General features: G+C 72.2%; 18 protein-coding genes. 14 read left to right on the forward strand and 4 right to left on the reverse strand.

Translation table 11 applies throughout. The features are described 5' to 3' along the window. Positions 1–272 precede the first annotated feature (272 nt). Both OG900_04115 and OG900_04120 read left to right on the forward strand, forming a co-directional pair. Positions 273–941 carry a hypothetical protein gene (locus OG900_04115; protein WUH89412.1) on the forward strand — a complete coding sequence of 223 codons (669 nt, stop codon included), beginning with the start codon at positions 273–275 and terminating at the stop codon, positions 939–941. Between the two features lie 344 nt (positions 942–1285). After that, positions 1286–1714 carry a hypothetical protein gene (locus OG900_04120; GenBank protein ID WUH89413.1) on the forward strand — a complete coding sequence of 143 codons (429 nt, stop codon included), beginning with the start codon at positions 1286–1288 and terminating at the stop codon, positions 1712–1714. A gap of 89 nt (positions 1715–1803) precedes the next feature. On the opposite strand, the gene OG900_04125 is transcribed toward OG900_04120, so the two are convergent. Next, the gene (locus tag OG900_04125; GenBank protein ID WUH89414.1) at positions 1804–3570 is read right to left on the reverse strand and encodes a serine hydrolase; all 1767 of its coding nucleotides are present in this window, start codon (positions 3568–3570) and stop codon (positions 1804–1806) included. Positions 3571–3819: 249 nt separating this feature from the next. Between OG900_04125 and OG900_04130 the strand changes: the two genes are divergently transcribed. The 7 genes from OG900_04130 to OG900_04160 all read left to right on the forward strand — a co-directional run bounded on the left by OG900_04130 (position 3820) and on the right by OG900_04160 (position 12590). Beyond that, on the forward strand, positions 3820–4242 hold the full coding sequence (locus OG900_04130; GenBank protein ID WUH89415.1) for a YciI family protein: 423 nt from the start codon (positions 3820–3822) through the stop codon (positions 4240–4242). Further along, positions 4215–5546, forward strand: a complete 1332-nt coding sequence (locus tag OG900_04135) for a sigma-70 family RNA polymerase sigma factor (GenBank protein WUH89416.1) — start codon at positions 4215–4217, stop codon at positions 5544–5546. The genes OG900_04130 and OG900_04135 overlap by 28 nt, the downstream gene beginning before the upstream one ends. A gap of 94 nt (positions 5547–5640) precedes the next feature. After that, a complete protein-coding gene (locus OG900_04140; GenBank protein ID WUH89417.1) occupies positions 5641–6936 on the forward strand; it encodes an MFS transporter in 1296 nt (431 codons plus the stop codon). A gap of 39 nt (positions 6937–6975) precedes the next feature. Beyond that, positions 6976–7356, forward strand: a complete 381-nt coding sequence (locus OG900_04145; protein ID WUH89418.1) for an MmcQ/YjbR family DNA-binding protein — start codon at positions 6976–6978, stop codon at positions 7354–7356. Between the two features lie 256 nt (positions 7357–7612). Next, positions 7613–8218, forward strand: a complete 606-nt coding sequence (locus OG900_04150) for an HD domain-containing protein (GenBank protein ID WUH89419.1) — start codon at positions 7613–7615, stop codon at positions 8216–8218. A 124-nt stretch (positions 8219–8342) separates the two neighbouring features. Continuing rightward, positions 8343–10259 carry a glycoside hydrolase family 15 protein gene (locus OG900_04155; GenBank protein WUH89420.1) on the forward strand — a complete coding sequence of 639 codons (1917 nt, stop codon included), beginning with the start codon at positions 8343–8345 and terminating at the stop codon, positions 10257–10259. A gap of 153 nt (positions 10260–10412) precedes the next feature. Further along, positions 10413–12590 carry a phospholipase C, phosphocholine-specific gene (locus OG900_04160; GenBank protein ID WUH89421.1) on the forward strand — a complete coding sequence of 726 codons (2178 nt, stop codon included), beginning with the start codon at positions 10413–10415 and terminating at the stop codon, positions 12588–12590. Here OG900_04160 and OG900_04165 read toward each other — a convergent pair. Further along, a complete protein-coding gene (locus OG900_04165) occupies positions 12580–14154 on the reverse strand; it encodes a glutamate synthase subunit beta (protein WUH89422.1) in 1575 nt (524 codons plus the stop codon). The two genes, OG900_04160 and OG900_04165, sit on opposite strands and share 11 nt — an antisense overlap. A 538-nt stretch (positions 14155–14692) precedes the next feature. Here OG900_04165 and OG900_04170 point away from each other — a divergent pair. Beyond that, entirely contained in the window at positions 14693–16495 is a 1803-nt protein-coding gene (locus tag OG900_04170; GenBank protein ID WUH89423.1) for a hypothetical protein, read from the forward strand. A gap of 36 nt (positions 16496–16531) precedes the next feature. On the opposite strand, the gene OG900_04175 is transcribed toward OG900_04170, so the two are convergent. Then, complete coding sequence (locus tag OG900_04175; protein ID WUH89424.1) at positions 16532–17038, reverse strand: hypothetical protein; 507 nt, start codon at positions 17036–17038, stop codon at positions 16532–16534. Positions 17039–17264: 226 nt separating this feature from the next. On the opposite strand from OG900_04175, the gene OG900_04180 reads away from it, so the two are divergent. Next, positions 17265–17597 (forward strand): YkvA family protein, encoded by a 333-nt coding sequence (locus OG900_04180; GenBank protein ID WUH89425.1) that lies wholly within the window; start codon positions 17265–17267, stop codon positions 17595–17597. A gap of 51 nt (positions 17598–17648) precedes the next feature. On the opposite strand, the gene OG900_04185 is transcribed toward OG900_04180, so the two are convergent. Next, on the reverse strand, positions 17649–18059 hold the full coding sequence (locus tag OG900_04185) for an ATP-binding protein (protein WUH89426.1): 411 nt from the start codon (positions 18057–18059) through the stop codon (positions 17649–17651). 276 nt (positions 18060–18335) lie between these two features. On the opposite strand from OG900_04185, the gene OG900_04190 reads away from it, so the two are divergent. Genes OG900_04190 through OG900_04200 form a run of 3 tightly spaced genes read left to right on the forward strand, consistent with a single transcriptional unit; the run spans position 18336 to position 20475 of the window. Further along, positions 18336–18683: an STAS domain-containing protein gene (locus OG900_04190; protein ID WUH89427.1), complete on the forward strand. Its 348-nt coding sequence runs from the start codon at positions 18336–18338 to the stop codon at positions 18681–18683. Beyond that, a complete protein-coding gene (locus OG900_04195; protein ID WUH89428.1) occupies positions 18683–19366 on the forward strand; it encodes a response regulator transcription factor in 684 nt (227 codons plus the stop codon). The genes OG900_04190 and OG900_04195 overlap by 1 nt, the downstream gene beginning before the upstream one ends. Continuing rightward, on the forward strand, positions 19363–20475 hold the full coding sequence (locus tag OG900_04200) for a PAS domain-containing sensor histidine kinase (protein ID WUH89429.1): 1113 nt from the start codon (positions 19363–19365) through the stop codon (positions 20473–20475). The genes OG900_04195 and OG900_04200 overlap by 4 nt, the downstream gene beginning before the upstream one ends. Positions 20476–20493: the final 18 nt, after the last annotated feature.

Raw genomic sequence — 20493 nt, forward strand, 5'->3', positions numbered from 1 at the left:
GGCGAACACGCGGCGGCGGCGCCGGCATGTGCGGGCTGTTGAATGAGGGGCTGGGGGAATCATTGTTGATATCGCGATACGTGGGGCAGCCCGCTCGGAGGAAATGGGCCACCGACCGCTGCAATAATGCACCTTCCGGCTTCCCTGAGGGCCGGCGCAAGCCCGGCTCTCCCCCAAGCGGAATTCCCGGCAAGGAGTTCCTCAAGAGGACGTCGCACGGCGATCGGCCATGGTAAACCTGCCTCGAAGGCTTTACGGAGGGGGATGTCACAATGGGCGACGACGAACTGGGATCGGATCCCGATGAGGAAAGCGGGGGAAGCGGAATCTGGGGGCACCGGAACGGTAGGGTGCAAATCGTCGTCGCCGTGATCGGCGTCGTGGGAGCCGCTCTCGCGGCCGTACTCGCCGGAGTGTTCACCGGCAACAACGATCACCCCGGCCCACCCCCGGGCGCCATGCAGACGCCCTTACCGGTGACGAGCAGCCAGACCCAGGGCGCGCCCGCCGAGTCGAGTGCCTGCACCAAACACCTGCGGATCGTCTCGCCCCAGCAGAACTACCGGATCGCGGACGGCAATGTCGGCGCCGCCGTCCAGGTCGACGCCTGCGACCTGAGCGGCGACACGGGCTGGATCTTCGATTTCGACCCCACGGGCGACCAGGCGTACTTCCTCGACGGCACACCGCCGTTCGCCCCGATCGCGCCGGGCGACGGAAGCTGGCACCTTGTCGACCAGGGGATCGGAAGCGTCGGCGAAGTGAACACCCCGCATATCATCTATCTGGCCGAGGCGACGCCCCAGTGCGCCAGGGCGCTGCGCACGGCCAAGCCTGACAAGGACGGCGACGTCAGTTTCAAAACGCTGCCCACGGGCTGCACCGTCGTCGACTCCGTCGACGTCACGGTGGTGGCCTATCCGTCCGAACCCTCGAATTAGCCGGTCGGGCCGGGGACTTCGTATACGAATTCACCGGCTGTCCCGGTACCGCCGATATCCGCACCGGAACATCCTCCGAATACGGCGCCCCCGCCCTCGGCGGGGACGCCCGGCGGGATCGCGCCGACAGGGCAGGCCGGGCGGCCCGTATCCGGCCCGCCGGACGGAACCGGGCCGACGGCCAAGGGCGTTCGCACCCCGAGGGACGTCACCACCGCCGGAAGGCGGTACGCTGCGACGCCGCTGTCGTGTTCACGACCGCGGCGTCGCCTTTGTGTTGCCGGCACACCCGGCGCACGGGGCGCGTCATTTCAGTCACAGCACGTCGAAACTGGGGGCACCACATGGCCATTCGCAAGTCCACCATGCAGGAGCAGGTGGCCGAGGCCATCGCGCAGATCAACCCGGGCGACCGGCCGATCGCCACGATCCACACCGTGACCGGCCCGAGCCCGTGGCTCATCAACTCGCTGGGCGTCATCGCCCAGGCGTTCGTGAAGTACTACTTCGTCACGGTCACCGAGCAGGCCGTGGTCTTCCACAAGGCGGGCCGGATGAGCGCCCGTCCCAAGGAGCTGGTGGTCGCGATACCGCGGGCCGAGGCCGCGGCCCTGGTCAGCGACGTCCGGCGGAAGCCGCTGTGGAGCTCGCTGAAGTTCCAGCTGCCCGGCGAGGCCAAGCCCACCCGGCTGAACGTGGCCCGCTACTGGCGGCCCGAGCTGGACCAGTGGGTGCCCGCGGTCACCGGCACGCCGGTCGCCGCCAACTCCTGACCCGCGCACTCCGCGGGGGGCCCGCTGCCGGGTCCCCCACGGCCCCGGCTCCCACCGCGCAGGACGCGGGAGAGCCGGGGCCTCGGCGTTCAGGACGGCTGCCTGGGGGCGTCCGGGAGGAGTTGCCAGGCTCCGGCCGGGGTGAGGGCGGCGGCGCCGGGCACGGGGTGCCCGGCGGAGGTCACCGCGAGGTGGGCGAGGTCGACACCGCGGCCCTCGTAGACCGGGTCGGTGGTGTAGCGCCAGCGGATCAGGAAGGCGCCGGCCGGCTGCGGGATCTCGGCGTGCACGTGCCACCAGGCGCGGACGGACTGCCCGGACAGCGCGGCCGGTGTGCCGGACGGCGTCCCCTGGCCGGTGACGGTCAGCGGCAGCGCGTGCCAGGTCGCGCCGCCGTCCGTGGAGTCCTCCAGGCAGAGCGGGTCGGTGGACTCGGTGTTGACGAACGTGGCGAAGTCGACGTCCACCGGGGCGGTCGCGGTGAGCGGTCCGGTGGCCAGGGTGCTCGTGGTGCCGCCGGCCTGGCCGGAATACCAGAGCGGGCCGCCGCCGGGCGCCGCCACCCGCATGGCCTGCGACATCGCCACGCCGATGGCCCGGCGCGGCGGGTTGGTCGAGGGGGTGGCCCGGGTGGGGTGCACCCGGTTGCTCAGCAGGATGACGAAGGACCGCGACTGCGGGTCGATGACCAGCGAGGTGCCGGTGAAGCCGGTGTGCCCGAGGCTCTGCGGGCCGGACAGTCCGCCCATGTACCAGATCTGGTCGAGCTCGAAGCCCAGGCCGTGCGAGTCGCCGGGGAAGGCCTGGTTGAAGTTCTGCTCCATCAGCCGGACGCTGTTCCCGCTGAGGATGCGGTGCCCGCGGTACGTACCGCCGTTGAGGATCGTCTGGGCCAGCACCGCGAGGTCGTCGGCGGTGGAGAAGACGCCCGCGTGGCCGGCCACGCCGCCCAGCGCCCAGGCGTTCTCGTCGTGCACCTGGCCCCGCACCATGCCGCGTGCGGGACTGGCCTCGTATTCGGTGGCCGCGATCCGGGGCAGCTTGTCCGGCGGCGGGTTGTAGCCGGTGTCGGTCAGGTGCAGCGGCGTCGTGATGCCGTCGCGCACCAGGGTGTCCAGCGGCTTGCCCGTCACCCTCTCCAGGACCAGCTGCATGCTGAGCATGTTGAGGTCGGAGTAGAGATACGTGGTGCCCGGCGCGTTGATCGGCTCGGCGTCGAGGATCGCCCGCTCGCGCGAGGGGATGTCGGAGTAGCCCTGCCACAGCGAGGGCACCGGGTCCGCGTCGAATCCCGAGGTGTGGGTGAGGAGTTGCTCGACGGTGATGGCGCCCTTGCCGTTGGCGGCGAATTCCGGGATGTAGTGCGCCACCGGGGTGTCCAGGTCGATCCGCCCGGCTTCGAGCTGCTGCATGGCCGCGATCGAGGTGAAGAGCTTCGACAGCGACGCCAGGTCGTAGAGGGTGTCGGTGCGGGTCGGGACCCACTGGTCCCGGGGCAGCTCGGTGGTGGCGTCCGCGTACTTCACCGCGTAGCCGCCGGCGCCGCGTTCGACGACCACTCCGTCGTGCGCCATCAGCGTGGTGGCGCCGGGGAAGAGGTAGCCGGCCCCGGCGGAGGGGTCCTCCCAGCCGGCCATCTGCTGCTGGAAGGCGTCGATGGGCGCCGCGTCGAGCCCCGCGTCGCGCGGGCTGCCCCGGCGGAGCACGGTGCCGGCCGGGGCGAACCCGCTGTGCGGCCGGTCGAAGCGCCCGCCGTCCGCGCGGTGGCCTGCGGGGACCGCGGCGGCGCTGCCGGCCGGCGGGAGGGTGAGGGAGGAGAGCAGCACCACGGCTGCCGCCAGTACCGGAATCCGCATGGGAACCTCGTCCGTCGGGGCCGTCGCGTCGTGGCGGCGGGCGGCCGTGGGGGGTGGCTTCCGAAAAGGCTGTTCACCATGTGTTGATCGGGGTGTTGATCGAGGTCGGTAAATTACTGACCTCCCGCGTGCCCGGTCAACCGCGTCCGAAGAAAATCGGTCCGCCCGCGCCCGCCGTGTCGATCGGCGGCCGCGCCGTTCGACCTGGGATGGAGAGGGTCGAGACGCGACCCCTGACCGAGGAGAGCGATGATGGCGAAGTACATGCTGATCATGCGAGGCACGGACGAGTCCGTCGCCAAGATGATGGAGACGCCCTTCGAGGAGATGATCGAGGCGATGGGCCGTTTCAACGAGGAGATGATCCGGGCGGGCGTGCTGGTGGCCACCGAGGGTCTCGACGACCCGTCCCAGGGGGTGGTGGTCGACTTCAGCTCGGAGACCCCGGTGGTCACCGACGGCCCCTACGGTGAGACGAAGGAGCTGTTCGGCGGCTTCTGCCTGCTCGATGTCGCGTCGAAGGAGGAAGCCGTCGAGTGGGCCAAGCGGCTCCCGGCGATCGCCGGGTCGAAGGTCGAGATCCGCCGCGTCCCGGGCATCGACGAATTCCCGCAGGACAACGAGTGGATCGTCAGGGAGCGGGCGTGGCGCGAGCGGACCGGCCAGGTCTGATGCCCGAGGTCGTCGGCGGCCCGCCCGGCGCCGAGGCGGCGCGGCGGGCCGCCTCGGCCGTCTGGCGGATCGAGTCCGCCCGGATCGTCGGTGCCCTGGCCCGCTACACCGGGGACTTCGCGCTCGCCGAGGACGTCGCGCAGGAGGCGCTGGCCGAGGCACTCGTCGCCTGGGCGCGCGACGGCGCCCCGGCGAACCCGGTGGGCTGGCTGCTGGCGACCGCGCGGCGGCGGGCGATCGACGCCTTCCGCCGCAGGTCGGCACTCGACGAGCGGTACGCCCTGCTCGCGGGCCGGCTGGCCGAGGGCGAGTTCAGCTCGGGCGCGCAGGCCCCGCTCGGGCGGCAGGACGACCTGCCGTGGGATCCGGACCGGGTCGACGACGACGTCCTGGCGCTGATGTTCACCGCCTGCCACCCGGTGCTCTCGCCCGAGGCCCGGGTGGCGCTCACGCTGCGCGTGGTGGGCGGCCTGTCCACCGAGGAGGTCGCCCGCGCCTTCCTCGTGCCCACCCCGACCGTCCAGGCCCGGATCACCCGGGCGAAGAAGACGATCGCCGCGGCGCGCGTACCGTTCGAACTCCCGCCGCCCGAGGAGCGGCGGGAGCGGCTCGGCGCCGTCCTGAGCGTCCTGTACGTGATCTTCACGGAGGGCTCGACGGCGACGGCCGGCGACCGGCTGCTGCGCCCCGACCTCGCCTACGAGGCCGTCCGGCTGGCCCGGACGCTGGCCGCCCTGCTGCCTGCCGAGCCGGAGGTCCACGGGCTGCTCGCGCTCTTCGAGCTGACCGCGGCGCGCTTCCCCGCGCGTACGGGGCCCGACGGGGAGCCGGTGCTCCTGGAGGACCAGGACCGGCGCAGGTGGGACCGGTCGGCGATCCGCCGCGGTCTCGCCGCCCTCAGCAGGGCCATCGGCGCCGGGCGGGGCCTGGGACCGTACGGTCTGCAGGCCGCGATCGCCGCCTCGCACGCGACGGCGCCCTCGGTGCGGGAGACCGACTGGGAGCGGATCGTGCTCCTCTACGAGGCGCTCGGCCGGGTGGCGCCCTCACCCGTGGTCGAGCTCAACCGGGCCGTGGCCGTCGCGATGGCGGGCGCACCGGGGCAGGCGCTGGACACCGTCGACGAACTGGCCGTCTCCGGCCGCCTGTCGGGGTCGTACCTGCTGCCGAGCGTGCGCGGCGAACTGCTCGCCCGCCTCGGCCGCACCGCCGAGGCGCGGGCCGAACTGGAGCTCGCCGCCCGGCTGTGCGGCAACGCCCGCGAGCGGTCCGTGCTGCTGCGCAAGGCGGCCGCTCTGGAATGAGGTGCCCGGCAGGGCCCGGACAGGGAATTGGGCCAGGACATCGATCCCGAAGTGGGCCTGATCACCGGTCCACACAGCCGTTACCGTGATCGGTATGACAACCCGGTCGCAGCGCCGCCTGGCCCTGGCCCAGCTCGCCAACTCCGTTGGCGACGGCGCCTTCTACGTGACGTCGGCGCTGTATTTCACCCGGGTCGCCGGGCTGTCCCCCGCCCGGGTGGGACTCGGGCTCACCCTGGCCTGGGCGTTCGGCTCGCTGGTCGGGGTGCCGCTCGGCCGGGTCGCCGATCGGCGGGGGCCGCGCGGCATCTCGGTGCTGCTGGCGCTGGCCACCTCGGCGGCGGTGGGCTCCTTCCTCCTCGTACGGGGCTTCGCGGTCTTCGTCGCCGCCGCGTGCCTCTACACCGCGGCGCAGTCCGGCCTCGCGGCCTCCCGGCAGGCCCTGCTGGCCCGGCTGGTTCCGGCCGGTGAGCGGACCGGGCTGCTGGCGCGGCTGCAGTCGACACTCAACGGCGGCCTCGCGGTCGGCGCGGCCCTCGGCGGCCTCGCCCTGAGCGTCGGGACGGCCGCGGCCTACCGGGGCGCGCTCGCCCTGGACGCGGTGTGCTTCCTCGCGTGCGCGCTGCTCCTGATGCGGCTGCCCAGGACGGCGCCGAGCGCGGCGGGGGCATCGGTGACGGAGGCGGCTTCGGGAGCCGCGGCCGACTCGGAGCAGACCACGACCGCGCCCCCGGTCCCGGGGATATTCCGGGACCGGCCGTACGTGCTCGTCACGCTGCTCAACGCGATCCTGATGCTGCGGCTGCCGCTGCTCAGCCTGGTGCTGCCGCTGTGGATCACCGAGCACACCGACGCCCCGGCGTGGGTGGCGTCCGGCCTGTTCGTCCTCAACACCCTCGCGGTCACGCTCTTCCAGGTAAGGGCGGCGCGCGGCGTCGTCGGGCTGGGCAGCGCGGTGCGGGCCGTACGGCTGTCGGGGCTGGTGATGCTCGCCTGCTGCGCGGTCTTCGCCCTGTCGGCGGGACGCTCGGCCGGGCCGGCGACGGCCATCCTGGTGGTGGGCGCGATATTGCAGGTGATCGCCGAGATGCAGCAGTCGGCGGGCTCCTGGCAGCTCTCCTTCGACCTGGCCCCGGCGGACCGGATCGGCGAATACCAGGGATTCTTCGGCACCAGCGTGACCGTCGCCCGGACCCTGGGCCCCCTGGTGCTGACCACCGTGCTGCTGGACTGGGGCACACCGGGCTGGCTGCTGCTCGGCGGCCTCATGGCGGCGGCGGCCCACGCCACCGGCCCGGCCGCCCGCCGCGCCGACCGGCACCGCCCGGCTCCCCGCACGGTCGGCGACGACGGTCCCGTGCGGGACGCCGAACTGCCGCAGCCGGCCTGACCCGCACGGCACACCGGCCCACACGGCACACTGACCCCCATGACACCTGACGCGCTCAAGGCCGCCTGCCTGGGACTGAACGGGGCGGCCGAGACCTTCCCCTTCAATCCGGAGACCTCCGTCTTCAAGGTCGGCGGGAAGGTCTTCGCGATCAGCGCCCTGGAGGCCGACCCGCTGAGCGTGAGCCTGAAGTGCGATCCCGAGATCGCGGTGCGGCTGCGCGCCGCCCATCCCGAGATCACCGGCGGCTGGCACCTCAACAAGCGCCACTGGAACACGGTGCGCCTCGACGGATCGCTGCCCGACGGACTGGTCGGCGAGATGATCGAGGATTCCTACGACCTGATCGTCGCCAAGCTCCCGCGCGCCCAGCAGCTCGTGCTGGACTGGCCCGGCGTGCGCAAGCCGGAAGAGCGCTGAGACCCCGCCGGATCGGCCCGAGCGTGGCCAGGCGGCTCCGGCGGCTCGGCCGGCGACGGGGAAGTGGCTCATCCCCTTGCCCCGGAAGTGGCCCACGCGGAGGGGACGCCCGGCGCATACGGTCGAGATCACGGCACATCGGGTTCCCCGCCGACGCAGGCGGGCATCTGTGTGCCCGATCGCCGCCGGGTCGCCTCCCCGGGACCCGTGACGACCACCCGCATCCCGCCCGCCAGCCCCTGGAAGGAGGCCCGCAGTGACCCTCGTGTCGCTCGACGCCCTCCCGGTGCCCCACAGTGCCGCGTCCGCCGCCGCCCTGGAGGTGGCCACCGCCTACCACTCCCCCGCGCTGCTCAACCACTCGCTGCGTGCCTACGTGTGGGCGGCCGCCCGCGGCACGGCGGAGGGCATCGCCTTCGACCCGGAACTGCTCTACGTGGCCGCGCTCCTGCACGACATCGGGCTGGTGCCGGCCTTCGACAGCCACACCGTGCCCTTCGAGGAGGCCGGCGGCCATGTCGCCCGGGTCTTCGCGGCCGGCGCCGGATGGCCGGCCGAGCGCCGTACGCGCCTGTCGGACGTCATCGTCCGCCACATGTGGCCGCGGGTGGAGGTGTCCGACGACCCCGAGGGACACCTGCTGGCCCGCGCCACCGCCACCGAGATCGTCGGCAAGGACGCCGGCGACCACCCGCCCGCCTTCCGCGCCGAGGTGCTGGCACGCTACCCCCGGCTGGACCTCGCCGCGGAGTTCCTGGCCTGCTTCCGGGCCCAGGCGGCGCGCAAGCCCGACAGCTCCGCGGCGCACGCGGTGCGATCGGGCCTCGCCGACCGGATGGCGGCCAACCCGCTCCACGACTGAGCGGGGAGCGCTCCCACCCCCCTCGTACGGCGGCAGGCCGGTGCCCGCCCCCGCGCCGGGGCGCGCGCCGGCCGACAACGGGTGACGATGGTAGGTGGGGGCGTGGTCGAGGACGGGAAGAGGTATGAGTGACGCCGGAGCCTGGACGCCTTCATCCGAGGACTACCTGCCCATCGCCGAGCACGGCCTCATCGGGGACCTGCGGACGGTGGCCCTGGTGGGCACCGACAGCCGGATCGACTGGTTCTGCGCACCGCGCTTCGACTCGCCGAGCATCTTCGGGTCCCTGCTCGACGCGCACAAGGGCGGGCACTGGACCATCAGCCCGATGTGCGAGCAGGCGTCGGGCCAGCAGTTCTACTTCCCCGACACGAACATCCTGATCACCCGGATGCTCACCGAGGACGGCATCGTCGAGATCCAGGACTTCATGCCCCTGGTGCGGGAGCACGATCAGGACCACAGGCAGCGGCTGGTGCGGCGGGTGGTCGGAGTGCGCGGCCAGCTGCGGATGCAGGTGCGGATCGCCCCGCGCCTGGACTACGGCCGCGCTCCGCACCAGACCGACGCCCTGCCGAGCGGCATCCGCTTCCGCGGCGACGGCCTCACTGTGGCCGTGCACAGCGATGTGCCGCTGCGGGCCGACGGCGACGACGCCTACGGGCAGTTCCTGGTCGGGCAGGGGGAGAGTCGGCTCTTCGTCCTGCACACCGCGGACACCACCGACGACGGCCCGGACGGCACCGCGGACCCGGCCGTCCCCGAGGACGGCGACGCGGTCGACGCGCTCTTCAACGCCACCGCGGCCTTCTGGCACCGCTGGCTGCGCCAGTGCACCTACACCGGGCGGTGGCGGGAGATGGTGCACCGCTCGGCCCTGACGCTGAAGCTGCTCACGCACGAGCCGACCGGCGCGATCGTGGCGGCGCCGACGCTGGGCCTGCCCGAGAAGCTCGGCGGCGAGCGCAACTGGGACTACCGCTACGTCTGGATCCGCGACGCCGCCTTCTCGCTCTACGCCCTGCTGCGGCTCGGCTTCACCGACGAGGCCCAGGGGTTCATCAAGTGGCTGACGGCCTGCCTGCGCAGGACCGACGGCAGCGAGCACGGCCCGCTGCGGGTGCTGTACTCGATCGACGGGCAGTCCCACCTGCCCGAGCACGTCCTGGACCACTTCGAGGGCTACCGCGGCTCGCGCCCGGTGCGGGTCGGCAACGACGCGACCGACCAGCTCCAGCTGGACATCTACGGCGAACTCATCGACTCCATCTACCTGTTCAACAAATACGGCGTCGGCATCTCGCACGACAGCTGGATGGACCTGTGCTTCATCACCGACTGGCTGCTGGACAACTGGGACCGGGCCGACGAGGGCATCTGGGAAACCCGGGCCGGGCGGCAGAACCACACCTACTCAAGGCTGATGTGCTGGGTCGCCGTCGAGCGGATGACCAGGATGGCCCGCCAGCGCGGACTGCCCGGCGACCTGGTGCGCTGGAACATCGCCCGGGACAAGATCTACCGGGAGATCATCGACCACGGCTGGAGCGCGGAGGCGGGCACCTTCGTCCAGGGCCTCGACGGGAAGCCGGGGAAGCCGGACCCGGCACGGACGGGGAAGCCGGGACAGCCCGGTGAGCCGCGCCCGGTGCTCGACGCGGCGCTGCTGCTCATGCCGATGGTGAAGTTCCTCTCGCCCGCCGACCCCCGGTTCCGCTCCACGATGGACGCCATCGAGGAGCAGCTCGTCATGGACAGCCTGGTCTACCGGTACGACCCGACGATGTCGCCCGACGGGCTGGCCGGCGCGGAGGGCACCTTCTCCATCTGCTCCTTCTGGTGGGTGGAGGCGCTGACCCGCACCGGGCAGATCGACAAGGCCAGGCTGGCGCTGGAGAAGACGTTCACCTACGCCAACCACCTGGGCCTGTACGCCGAGCAGATCAGCGTGACGGGCGAGCACCTGGGCAATTTCCCGCAGGCCTTCACCCACCTCGCCCTGATCAGCGCGGCCTTCAACCTCGACCGCGCGCTGCACTGAAACACCCCGGGCCCGGGGCCGGTCGGCGGCGGCAACCACCGGAAATCAACCAGCTCTTGATCGACCGGCTATTCGTACGTCGGTTCCAGGATGCCGCGGCGCAAGGTTGCAGCCTCAGTGTCAGGGGTTGTCACCTCGACCCGAAGGAACCGAATGTCCGATCTGTCCCGCCGTAAATTCCTGGGCGCCGCCGCCACCGTCACCGGTGCGGCCGCCGTCGGTGCCGCCTCGCCCGCCGCCGCCGCGACTTCCGGACACGGCGACGAGCACGACCACGGCCACGAGCAGGGCCACACCGATCACCGGCACGGTGACATCCGCGACATCAAGCACGTCGTCGTGATCATGCAGGAGAACCGCAGCTTCGACCACTACTTCGGCGCCCTCAAGGGAGTTCGCGGTTTCGGCGACCGCTCGACGATCCAGCTGCCCGGCGGGGCGTCCGTCTGGGAGCAGCCGAAGACGCCGACGGAGGGTGCCGAGACGCAGTACCCGTGGCGGCTGAGCGGCGCGAAGTCCTGGAGCGGCGACACCCCGCCGAGCGCCGAGCTCGGCGCGGCCAACTACGGCGGCACCAGCCACGGTTGGACCGACCAGCACGGCGCCTGGTACGGCGGCCTCATGAACGGCTGGTATTACGCCAAGGGCGGCCCGACCACCCTGGGCTACCTCGACCGCAAGGACCTTCCTTTCCACTACGCCCTCGCCGACGCCTACACGGTGGGCGACGCCTACCACTGCTCCGTGCTCAGCGCGACCGGCCCGAACCGCACGTACCTGTGGGGCGGCACGATCAACGCCGACAAGAAGCACGGGACCTTCACGGCCAACGACGGCGGTGACGAGCGGGACAAGTTCCTGCCCTGGGAGTCCTACGCGGAGACGCTCCAGAAGGCGGGCACCAGCTGGCGGGTCTACCAGTGCGCCGACGACTACGGCGACAACGGCCTGGAGTACTTCAACACCTTCGCCAAGCTCGACCCCACGCAGGGCGGCACGGCCGCACCGGGCAACGTCTACTACGACAACGGTGTCAAGAACGTCCCCGAGCCGGCCACCGGGCTCGCGGGCAATGCCGACAACATCAACGCCGCGATCCGCGCCGACGTGCTGAACGGCACGCTGCCGCAGGTCAGCTGGGTCGTCAACAACCAGTTCTTCTCGGAGCACCCGGTCACCTCCCCGAGCAACGGCGCGTACTTCCTGCGCGGGGTCCTCGAAGCGCTCAACGCCGACCCCGACGTCTTCAACTCGACCCTGGTGATCGTCAACTACGACGAGAACGACGGCCAGTTCGACCACGTCGCGCCGCCGGTCCCGGCGCCGGGCGAGGGCGACGAGTTCGTTTCGGGCACCATGGCGCAGTACGGCGTCACCCAGCCGCTCCCGGTCGGCCTCGGCTTCCGGGTGCCGCTGATCCTCATCTCGCCCTGGACCCGCGGCGGCTGGGTGACCTCCGAGGTCTCCGACCACACGTCGGTCATCCAGTTCCTGGAGAAGTGGACCACCGCGCTGGGGATGCCGGCCGTCTCCCCCAACATCAGCAAGTGGCGGCGCAAGGTCTCCGGTGACCTCACCGGCGCCTTCGACTTCAGCTCGCCGGTCTACGGGCTGCCGCACCTGCCCGACACCGGTGAGCTGATCCCCGAGACCCGCTACACCCCGCTGCCGGGCGACAACACGATGCCCACCCAGGAGAAGGGCACGAAGCGGGCCCGCCCGCTTCCCTACCAGCCCAACGCCCACCTGACCGGCTTCGCCCACGGCAGCGCCCAGCTGGCCTTCAGCAACGACGCGCCGTTCGTCACCAAGGCCAGCCACTTCACCGTCTACAACAACCTGGGCGGCTTCCCGACGCTGGCCGACTACCCGGCCAGGTTCCCCGGCCAGTACACCGTCGCTGCCAAGGGCACGGCCACCGGTGCCGGCCCGGTCGGCTCCGCCGAGGGCGACACCGCGTACGACCTGACCGTCACCGGGCCGAACCGGTTCCTGCGCCGCTTCGTCGGCGACACGGCCGCCGCGGGCAAGGACCTCGTCGTCGAGGTGAGCTACTACGACGGCAGGTCGACCGGGCACCCGAAGCTGAAGCTGACGCTGCACAACAACAGCCACAAGCCGGTGACCTTCACCGGCAGGCACAACCACTACGTCTCCTGCGCCCCGGAGCGGGTGCGGGTCGCCGCGCGCGGCAGCAAGACGTGGGTGGTCGACGCGGTGGACACCAGCGACGGCTGGTACGACGTGACCGTCACGGCCGACAGCGACCACACCTGGTCGCAGCGCTTCACCGGCCACCTGGAGACCGGCAAGGCCAGCGTCACCGGCTGACCCGGCACGCATCGCGGCCGGCCCTTCCCGCCGTCCCCCAGGGACGGCGGGAAGGGCCGCATAACACGGTGAAGGGGCTGTCGTCGGGGGTGACGGGGGCGGGGAGGGCCGTGGTGCCGGTCAGGTAGCGGTCGGCGGCGGCCGCGGCGGAGCGCCCCTCGGCGATGGCCCACACCACGAGGGACTGGCCGCGGCCCGCGTCGCCCGCCACGAAGACCCCGTCCGCGGGGTCCGTCCCGTCCGCGGGGTCGGCGGGCTTCGCCCCGAAGCCGCCGTCGCGTGCGATGTTCCCCCGGCCGTCCAGCGACAGCCCGAGCTGCTCCAGCAGGCCCGTGCCGCGTTCCGTTCCCGAGAACCCCAGGGCGAGCAGCACCAGCTCCGCCGGGATCAACCGCTCGGTGCCGGGCCGGGGACGCCGCACACCGGGTTCCACCTCGGTCAGGTGCAGGGCACGCACCTGGCCGGTCGCGCTCCCCTCGAAGCGCAGGGTGGCGGCGGAGAAGACCCGCGGATCGCTGCCCGCCCGCCCCCGGGCCTCCTCGTGGGCGTGCGAGATCCGGTAGACCTTCGGATACGTCGGCCAGGGCTCGGCCTCCGGCCGGGTCACCTCCGGCTCCGGGTTGATGTCCAGCTGCACCGCCGAGGCCGCGCCCTGGCGCAGGACCGTGCCCAGGCAGTCGGAGCCGGTGTCCCCGCCGCCGATGATGACGACGTGCTTGCCCTCGGCGCTGATCGGCGACTCGTCGCGGTCGCCCTCCGTGACGTGGTTGGCGAGGGTCAGGTACTCCATGGCCTGGTGGATGCCGGACAGGCTCCTGCCGGGCACGGGTAGCTCCCGCTGCTCCCCGGCTCCCACGGCGACGACCACCGCGTCGTGCCGGCGCGCGAGATCGGTGGCGTCGACGTCGCCGCCGATGTCCATTCCGGTGCGGAAGGTGGTGCCCTCGGCCCGCATCTGCCCGATCCGCCGGTCGAGCTGGTGCTTCTCCATCTTGAACGAGGGGATGCCGTAGCGGAGCAGCCCGCCGATGCGGTCGGAGCGCTCGTAGACGGCCACGGTGTGTCCCTGGCGGGTGAGCTGCTGGGCCGCGGCGAGCCCGGCGGGCCCGGAGCCGACGACGGCGACGCTCTTCTCGCTGAGCCTTTCCGGCGGCTGCGGCTCGGCGTATCCCCGCTCCCATATCTGATCGGCGATCGCCTGCTCGACGTTCTTGATCGTCACCGGCTCGGCATTGATGGCCAGCACGCACGCGTCCTCGCACGGGGCCGGGCAGAGCCGCCCGGTGAATTCCGGGAAGTTGTTCGTCGCGTGCAGCCGCTCGGCGGCGGCCTCCCAGTCGCCGTGGGCGGCGTAGACATTCCACTCCGGGATGAGGTTTCCCAGCGGGCAGCCGTTGTGGCAGAAGGGGATGCCGCAGTCCATGCAGCGCGCGGCCTGCTCGGACACGACGGGAAGCAGCGCCTGGCCGGCGTACACCTCGTTCCAGTCCCCCAGCCGTTCCTCGACGGGGCGGGGCGCAACCGCCCGGCGGGGGTATTTCAGGAAGCCGTAGATATCTGTCATGCGGCGCCTCTGGAGCCCACTCGCGGAATCGCGGTCCCTTCCCAGCGTACGACGCCGTGGCCGCGGCGCGGGGCGCCACGGTGTGGGACCCCTCGCGTACGTCCGGCAGGCAGCCCGGGGTGGCGGAAGCGGTGCGGGCCTGCGTACGTGCAGCCGTCACCGAAGTCCCCATGCGGCACCCCGGTTGACAGCACACGCCAATGCCGTCGAGGCGCGGACAGGGGCGGGCCGTTCTGGCAGGCTGAGAAACCGGCGACAGCGGGTTCAAGGGGGCGTCTTGCACAGATGGGGTCGCTCGCTCCTCCTGGCGACCGCTGTGCTGCTCCCCGTCTGGGGATCAGCGGTACTTGCCTGCGCGGAGCCGGCGCGGGCGGATTCCGTACCCGCCCGGACCCTCACCGAGACCTGGTCCGGAGGCTCCGCGATCACCATAGGGTGGGACCGCTCGAAGAGCACGGCGTCCATCACGGCGGTCTCGACGCTCCACGTCCCCGCGCGCTCGGCGATCCTGGCCGGCCTGCGGTCGGGGACGCGGTACATGTACCCCTCGGACCTCCCCCTCGCACCCGTCGTCACGTGCCCGGAGGACTACGGGCCTGACTCCTGCTGGGAATCCTCGCTGCTGACGAACGACGTGGTGACAGTCGACGTCGACCAGCCGGACACGGCGGGTGCGGCCACGCTGACCGTCACGGAACGCCTCTGGGCGAGACGTCCGTCGATATCGCGCGACTACTACCCCGATCTCCATCTGGACCTGGATCCCGTCGCGTCGAACCGGGACTACGCGGTGTCGTTCGCGACGTGGACCACCACGATCACCGCACCCGGTTGGCACGTCACCACGGCGACCGGGCCGGTAGCCGCCGAGACAACCTCGTCGGTGGCCTTCACCGTCCGCACGGCCGACCCGCTGCCCGGCGGCCCCTCGAAGGCCGGGCCCTCGGAATCCGGCGACAGTCCCAGCACGGCGCAAGGCGAGGTCTTCCTCGGTTCCCCGCACCCGATCACCCCCATGTACACATGGCCCGACCTGGAGTTGGGCTTTCTCGATTGGCTCACCGGGGCGACGTTGCTCTGGGCCCTCGCGCTCGTCGTGAGGAACGCGGTCGAATCTCCCGCGGGGTGGCCCGGACTCCTCGGCGCGTCCAAGCCGGCGCGGTACGCCCTGGGGGCCCTCGGAGTCCTCGGGGTTTTCTTGGCGGCCGTGGCGGTGGACCTACCCGGCTACGGCCTCTTGTGGTTCCTCGGCGGGGCGGTCGGCCTCGCACTGGGAGTGATCCACCTCCTGGAGGACCCGCCCGATCCGCGGCAGTGGCGGGGCAATGCCGGCGCCGTCTGTGTCGGACTGCTCGTCTGGGCCGCCGCGGAGAGCACCGGAGCGCCCCCGGCGTACGCGCTCTCCCACTGGGGGACGGGACTCGGCGTCCTGATGGCCGGCGGGTTGTCCGCCACCTTCCTCCTCGCCGACTCCGAGGAGCCGGCCGCCCGGCGGCTCCAGCGCGTCTCGGGCGCGGGGCACGCACGGCTGCTCGGCCGGTGGATCGCGGCCCGCCTGGTGAGCGACAGCAGAGCCGACCTGCAGAAGTCGGCGCGCGGCGCCATCGCCGAAGGGTCCTTGTCGGCGCAGGACTTCGTCCGGCGGTGGTCGGAACTGGAAATACCGGGCCGGCACGGCTCGCCGGCGGACCGCCTGCGCCGTATCAGGCGGTCCGCCCTCGGTTCCGCGGGAGGGGCGACACCCGTGGCGGGCGCGGTGACCGGGGCCGCGTACGCCCTGCTGCTCGCGCTTCCCTGGTCGGCGTTCGAGGCGCTGGGCAAGCCGGCCGCGACCGGCTGGTCCTATCCGCTGTTCGGCAGCTTCCCCGCCCAGGCGGTGCTCGTCCTGCACTGGAGCGTCTACGGGTTCGTCTACGGCCACCTTTATCCGTGGGTGCGGGGAAGTTCGCCGGTCGCCAAGGCCATGTCCCTGTCGGCGGTGGTCATACCCGCCGAGGTGCTGCCCGTCGTGGCCTGGGCCTGGGACGACCACACCTCGACCGACCCGGGCCCCGTGTCCTCACTGCTGCTGCCCTGCGTGGCCCTGCTCGGCCAGTCGCTGATCGTCTGCCTGGGCCTCGGACTGCTCTGGGAGCGCCGCCTCGCCCTCGCCGGCGGGCTGCGCTGGGGCCAGCTGCGCAACCTGCGCACCTTCTCCTCCGCGTCGGTCCCCGCCGTCACCGTGCTGGTCGCCGCGACGACGGCCTTCGCCACCGCGATCGCCGGCACCTGGGCGCAGGCGGTCACCCATCCTCCGCCGAGCCCGCAGGTCACAGCGCCGGCCGACCCGCAGCGCGGCTGACGCACCGGCGCGAGTGCGGTGCCTCCCCCGACGGCCTCAGGACAGCCGTTCGTCCAGGCGGCGCAGATTGCGTTTCTGCTTGCGGTAGCCGAGGACGGCGAAGCCGTCGAAGACCACCACCGCGGCGACCAGCGGAAGAGCCGCCGTCCAGCTGCGCGAGGCGATGGCGAGTCCCGCGATGGCCAGCAGGAGCACGCTGAAGACAGGCATCGTCCAGCGCACCCGCTTCAGCTGCCGGCGCCGGCGGCCCATCAGGCCGCGCATCTGCTCCTGCTGTGCCGTGTCGTCAGGCGTCTGCCCCTTGGCGAGCATCCGGTTCAGCGCCGGGATGTCCGCGTCCTGGTCGCCGGCCGCGCGCAGGTCGCGGGAGCGCCGTCTCCGGTAGGTCCAGACTCCGATTCCCGCGTAGACGAAGGCGTTCAGCACAGCGCCGATCAGCGAGCGGCCGGGCCGGAAGGCCAGCAGGATGCCGGTGTCGAGGACGACCAGCACCGCCGCCCACAGCCACAGGTGCCGGTCGATCCAGCGATTCAGACCCTTCACGGAACCTCCCGGGTTCGATTCCTGCGAGGTCGGCTACCCCGGGGGGCGCCGGGCACGGAGCCCTACGCCCGAAGTACGCGCGGCGGTGTAGACGCACCGGGCCGGCGGGCGCCGCCCGTACCGGGAGGACGGTGCCGGACCACGCGGGGTCGCCTTCCGTGTCGTGGCCGCCGATATAGGGGGCAGGTGCAAGGCACGGGATCCCGGCGGCGCGGAGGTTGCACAGATGAACGACACGGAGTGGTTGCTCGTCGCCCTGCTGGCCGTGGTCGCGGTCGTCACGCTGGCGATCGCGATCAGGGTGCTGCTCAAGCTCGTCCGCTCACGGCGGCTGCTGAAGGACTCCGGCATCCCGATGTCCACCAAGACGATGTTCTGGGGATCCATCGTCTATCTCGTCTGGCCCGTGGACCTGCTGCCGGACCCCATCTACCTCGACGACATCGGCTTCCTGCTGCTGGCCCTGCGCTCCCTGCACGCGGCCGCCAGGAAGGCGGGCGTACGCTACGCGCTCCCCGCGGCTGAGCGGGGTGAAGCGGGCCGCAAGGCGCGCAAGTAGGCACGAGCGGCGGGGCGCCGGGCACGGCGCCACCCTTCCCTTCGGCGCGGACTACCAGTCCAGCTCGGCCCGTACGGTCTTGCCGCCCGGCCGTGGGTCGACATGCACCCGGCGGGCGAGGCTCTGGACGATGAACCAGCCGCGGCCGCCGGTCCGGTCGGGGGTCCGCGCGCGCGGGAGGCTGGGGCTGGTGTCCCGCACGCTGATCCCGATCCCGCCGGGCAGCAGGCCGACCCTCAGGGTGAGCGGCCCGGGGGCGTGGCGGACGGCATTGGTGACCAGTTCGGAGACCACCAGCAGGACGTCGCCGTGGAAGGTGCCGCGGCCGTGCGGGGCGTGGTGGCGCAGGAAGAGGTCGGCGGCATCCCGCGCCTCGGCGATGCAGCCGGACGAGCCGTCGAAGTCCACGCGCACTTCCGGGGGAAGAGCGTCGTCGTACGGAATGGCCGGCGGGAGTTCCATCCGGACGCCCTTTCCGCTGAGAGTCCCACCGCCCGAGCACTTCACCACTGTCTGTGACCACCCCGTCGTCCTGCCGGGACATCCGTCCCTGTCGCTTCCCCCAACCAGCGTACCCAGCTTGCGTTTTCGCATCCCCAGTCATGGGCTTTTGCGGTGGTACGCCCGGTGTGTCGTGGTGATCCGCCGGGAGGACGGCTTTCCTTCTAGTGCATTGTCACTAGTCTGGGGTGGTGCCAACAGCTCAATGTGGGGTTGCCGCATGAGAGAAGACGTCGCGTGATCGGCCCGTCGTTCCGCGTCGGCGCCGCACTCGACGCCGGTATGCCCCGCCTCCGGCTCCTCGGCGAGCTGGACCTCGACGGGACCGCGGATCTGCGGGCCGCGCTGGCCGAGTGCTTCGCGCGGCGGCCGGACCGTGTCGTGGTCGACATGCGGGGCCTGCGCTTCTGCGACTGCGCGGGGCTCAACGTGCTGCTGGAGGCCAAGGCCACGGCGGACAGCATCGGCACCGAGCTGCGCATGGAGGGCGCCTGCCCGCAGGTGGCCCGGCTGTTCGCCCTCACCGGCGCCGGCGGACTGCTGTACCGCGCCGGCGTGCCGCGTCTGCCACCGAGGATCGCCTGATGCCCGCCGCACCGCCGAACGCACCGGCCGCCGCGCCGCGTTCCGCCGGTGAGCCCGTCACCATCCTGCTCGTCGAGGACCACGACATGGTGGCCGAGGCCATCCGGCTCGCCCTCGACAGCACCGGCGACCTGGAAGTGGTCGGCCGCAGCCTGTCGGTGGAGGAGGCGCTGGCGGACGTCGCCCGGCTGCGCCCGGCCGTGGTGGTGCTGGACCGGCGGCTGCCCGACGGTGACGGCATCGCCGCCATCGGCCCGCTCAAGGCCGCCGCGCCCGGCACCCGCGTCCTGGTGCTGACCGGCGAGGCGACACCGGCGGTGGCCGCCCGCGTCGCCGCGGCAGGCGGCTCGGGACTCATACTCAAGGTCGGCAGCCTGGGAGAGCTCAAGGACGGAGTACGCCTGGTGGCGGCGGGCGAGGTCGCCTTCAGCAAGGGCCTGCTCGGCGAAGCGCTGGAGCGGCTGACCGGGCAGTCCGCCGACCTGGGCAGCACCCTCACCCCGCGCGAGCGCGAGACCCTCGACCTGCTCGGCGACGGCCTGGGCACCGCCGAGATCAGCCGGCGGCTCGGCGTGGCCCTCAACACCGCGCGCAACCATGTCCAGCGCGTCCTGGAGAAGCTCGGCGCCCGCTCCCAGCTGGAAGCGGTCGCCGTGGCCCGCCGCGAGGGCCTGCTCCGGTGACCGCGAAGAGCCCCGCTGGGGGCGGCGGCCCCGCCGCGAACGAGACGGCCTTCACCCTGCTGGTCACGAGCGTCCTGGACTACGGCATCTTCATGCTCGACCCCGGCGGCCATGTGTCCACCTGGAATGCCGGAGCCGAGCGGATCAAGGGCTACCGGGCCGAGGACATCATCGGCAGGCACTTCTCGGTCTTCTACCCTCCCGAGGAGATCGCCGCCCGCAAGCCCCACCTGGAGCTGGAGGCGGCCGTCGCCGACGGCCGGCTGGAGGACGAGGGCTGGCGCATCCGCAAGGACGGCTCCCGCTTCTGGGCCAACGTCGTGATCACCGCGCTCTTCGACGAGACCGGCGAGCTGCGCGGCTTCGGCAAGGTCACCCGGGACATGACCGAGCGCCGTGCCGCAGAGCAGGAACTCACCGACCGCCGCCGCCTTTTCTCCCATCTGGTGCAGGCGCAGGAGCTGGAGCGCCGCCGTATCGCCTGGGACGTGCACGACGACTCCATCCAGGCCATGGCCGCCGTCAGCATGCGGCTGCAAAGCCTCGCCGAGCGGGCCGGCGAGCCGCACGCTGACGAGCTCCTCCGGCTCGACGCCTCGGTGCGCGAGGCGGTGGGCCGGCTGCGCAACCTCACCTTCCGGCTCCAGCCGCCCGGCATCGACCGGCACGGCCTGGTCGAGGTGCTGTCGCAGTACCTCATCGACGTCGTCGGGGGCTGGGGGCTCGAGGCGTCCCTGGACCACGACCTGGCCGGCGAACCGGCTCCCGAGACCGCGATCACCATCTTCCGCATCGTGCAGGAGGCGCTGCTGAACGTGCGCAAGCACGCCCGTGCAAGCTCGGTGAGGGTCAGCGTCACGAACGGGAACGGCGGTGTGCTCGTCCGGGTCGCCGACGACGGCACCGGAGAACCGGCCGCCCCGCACGGGCTGCGCAAGCACTTCGGGCTGCTGGAGATGCGCGAGCGCGCCGAGACCGCCGGCGGCTGGTGGACGCTGCACAGCGAACCGGGCACCGGCACCACGGTGGAGTTCTGGACGCCCGACCGCCCGGTCGGCGGGCCCCTCGGGAGCCTCGGCTACCGGACCGGCTCCCAGGGTCCGCCGTGACCCCGGCCCGCCGTGACG

It is taken from the genome of Streptomyces sp. NBC_00433, from assembly GCA_036015235.1.
Lineage (GTDB): Bacteria > Actinomycetota > Actinomycetes > Streptomycetales > Streptomycetaceae > Actinacidiphila.

Coding starts and splice junctions, on each gene's coding strand:
- OG900_04115 (WUH89412.1), top strand. CDS start 273: ATGGGCGACGACGAACTGGGATCGGATCCCGATGAGGAAAGCGGGGGA.
- OG900_04120 (WUH89413.1), top strand. CDS start 1,286: ATGGCCATTCGCAAGTCCACCATGCAGGAGCAGGTGGCCGAGGCCATC.
- OG900_04125 (WUH89414.1), bottom strand. CDS start 3,570: ATGCGGATTCCGGTACTGGCGGCAGCCGTGGTGCTGCTCTCCTCCCTC.
- OG900_04130 (WUH89415.1), top strand. CDS start 3,820: ATGATGGCGAAGTACATGCTGATCATGCGAGGCACGGACGAGTCCGTC.
- OG900_04140 (WUH89417.1), top strand. CDS start 5,641: ATGACAACCCGGTCGCAGCGCCGCCTGGCCCTGGCCCAGCTCGCCAAC.
- OG900_04145 (WUH89418.1), top strand. CDS start 6,976: ATGACACCTGACGCGCTCAAGGCCGCCTGCCTGGGACTGAACGGGGCG.
- OG900_04155 (WUH89420.1), top strand. CDS start 8,343: ATGAGTGACGCCGGAGCCTGGACGCCTTCATCCGAGGACTACCTGCCC.
- OG900_04160 (WUH89421.1), top strand. CDS start 10,413: ATGTCCGATCTGTCCCGCCGTAAATTCCTGGGCGCCGCCGCCACCGTC.
- OG900_04165 (WUH89422.1), bottom strand. CDS start 14,154: ATGACAGATATCTACGGCTTCCTGAAATACCCCCGCCGGGCGGTTGCG.
- OG900_04170 (WUH89423.1), top strand. CDS start 14,693: ATGTACCCCTCGGACCTCCCCCTCGCACCCGTCGTCACGTGCCCGGAG.
- OG900_04180 (WUH89425.1), top strand. CDS start 17,265: ATGAACGACACGGAGTGGTTGCTCGTCGCCCTGCTGGCCGTGGTCGCG.
- OG900_04185 (WUH89426.1), bottom strand. CDS start 18,059: ATGGAACTCCCGCCGGCCATTCCGTACGACGACGCTCTTCCCCCGGAA.
- OG900_04195 (WUH89428.1), top strand. CDS start 18,683: ATGCCCGCCGCACCGCCGAACGCACCGGCCGCCGCGCCGCGTTCCGCC.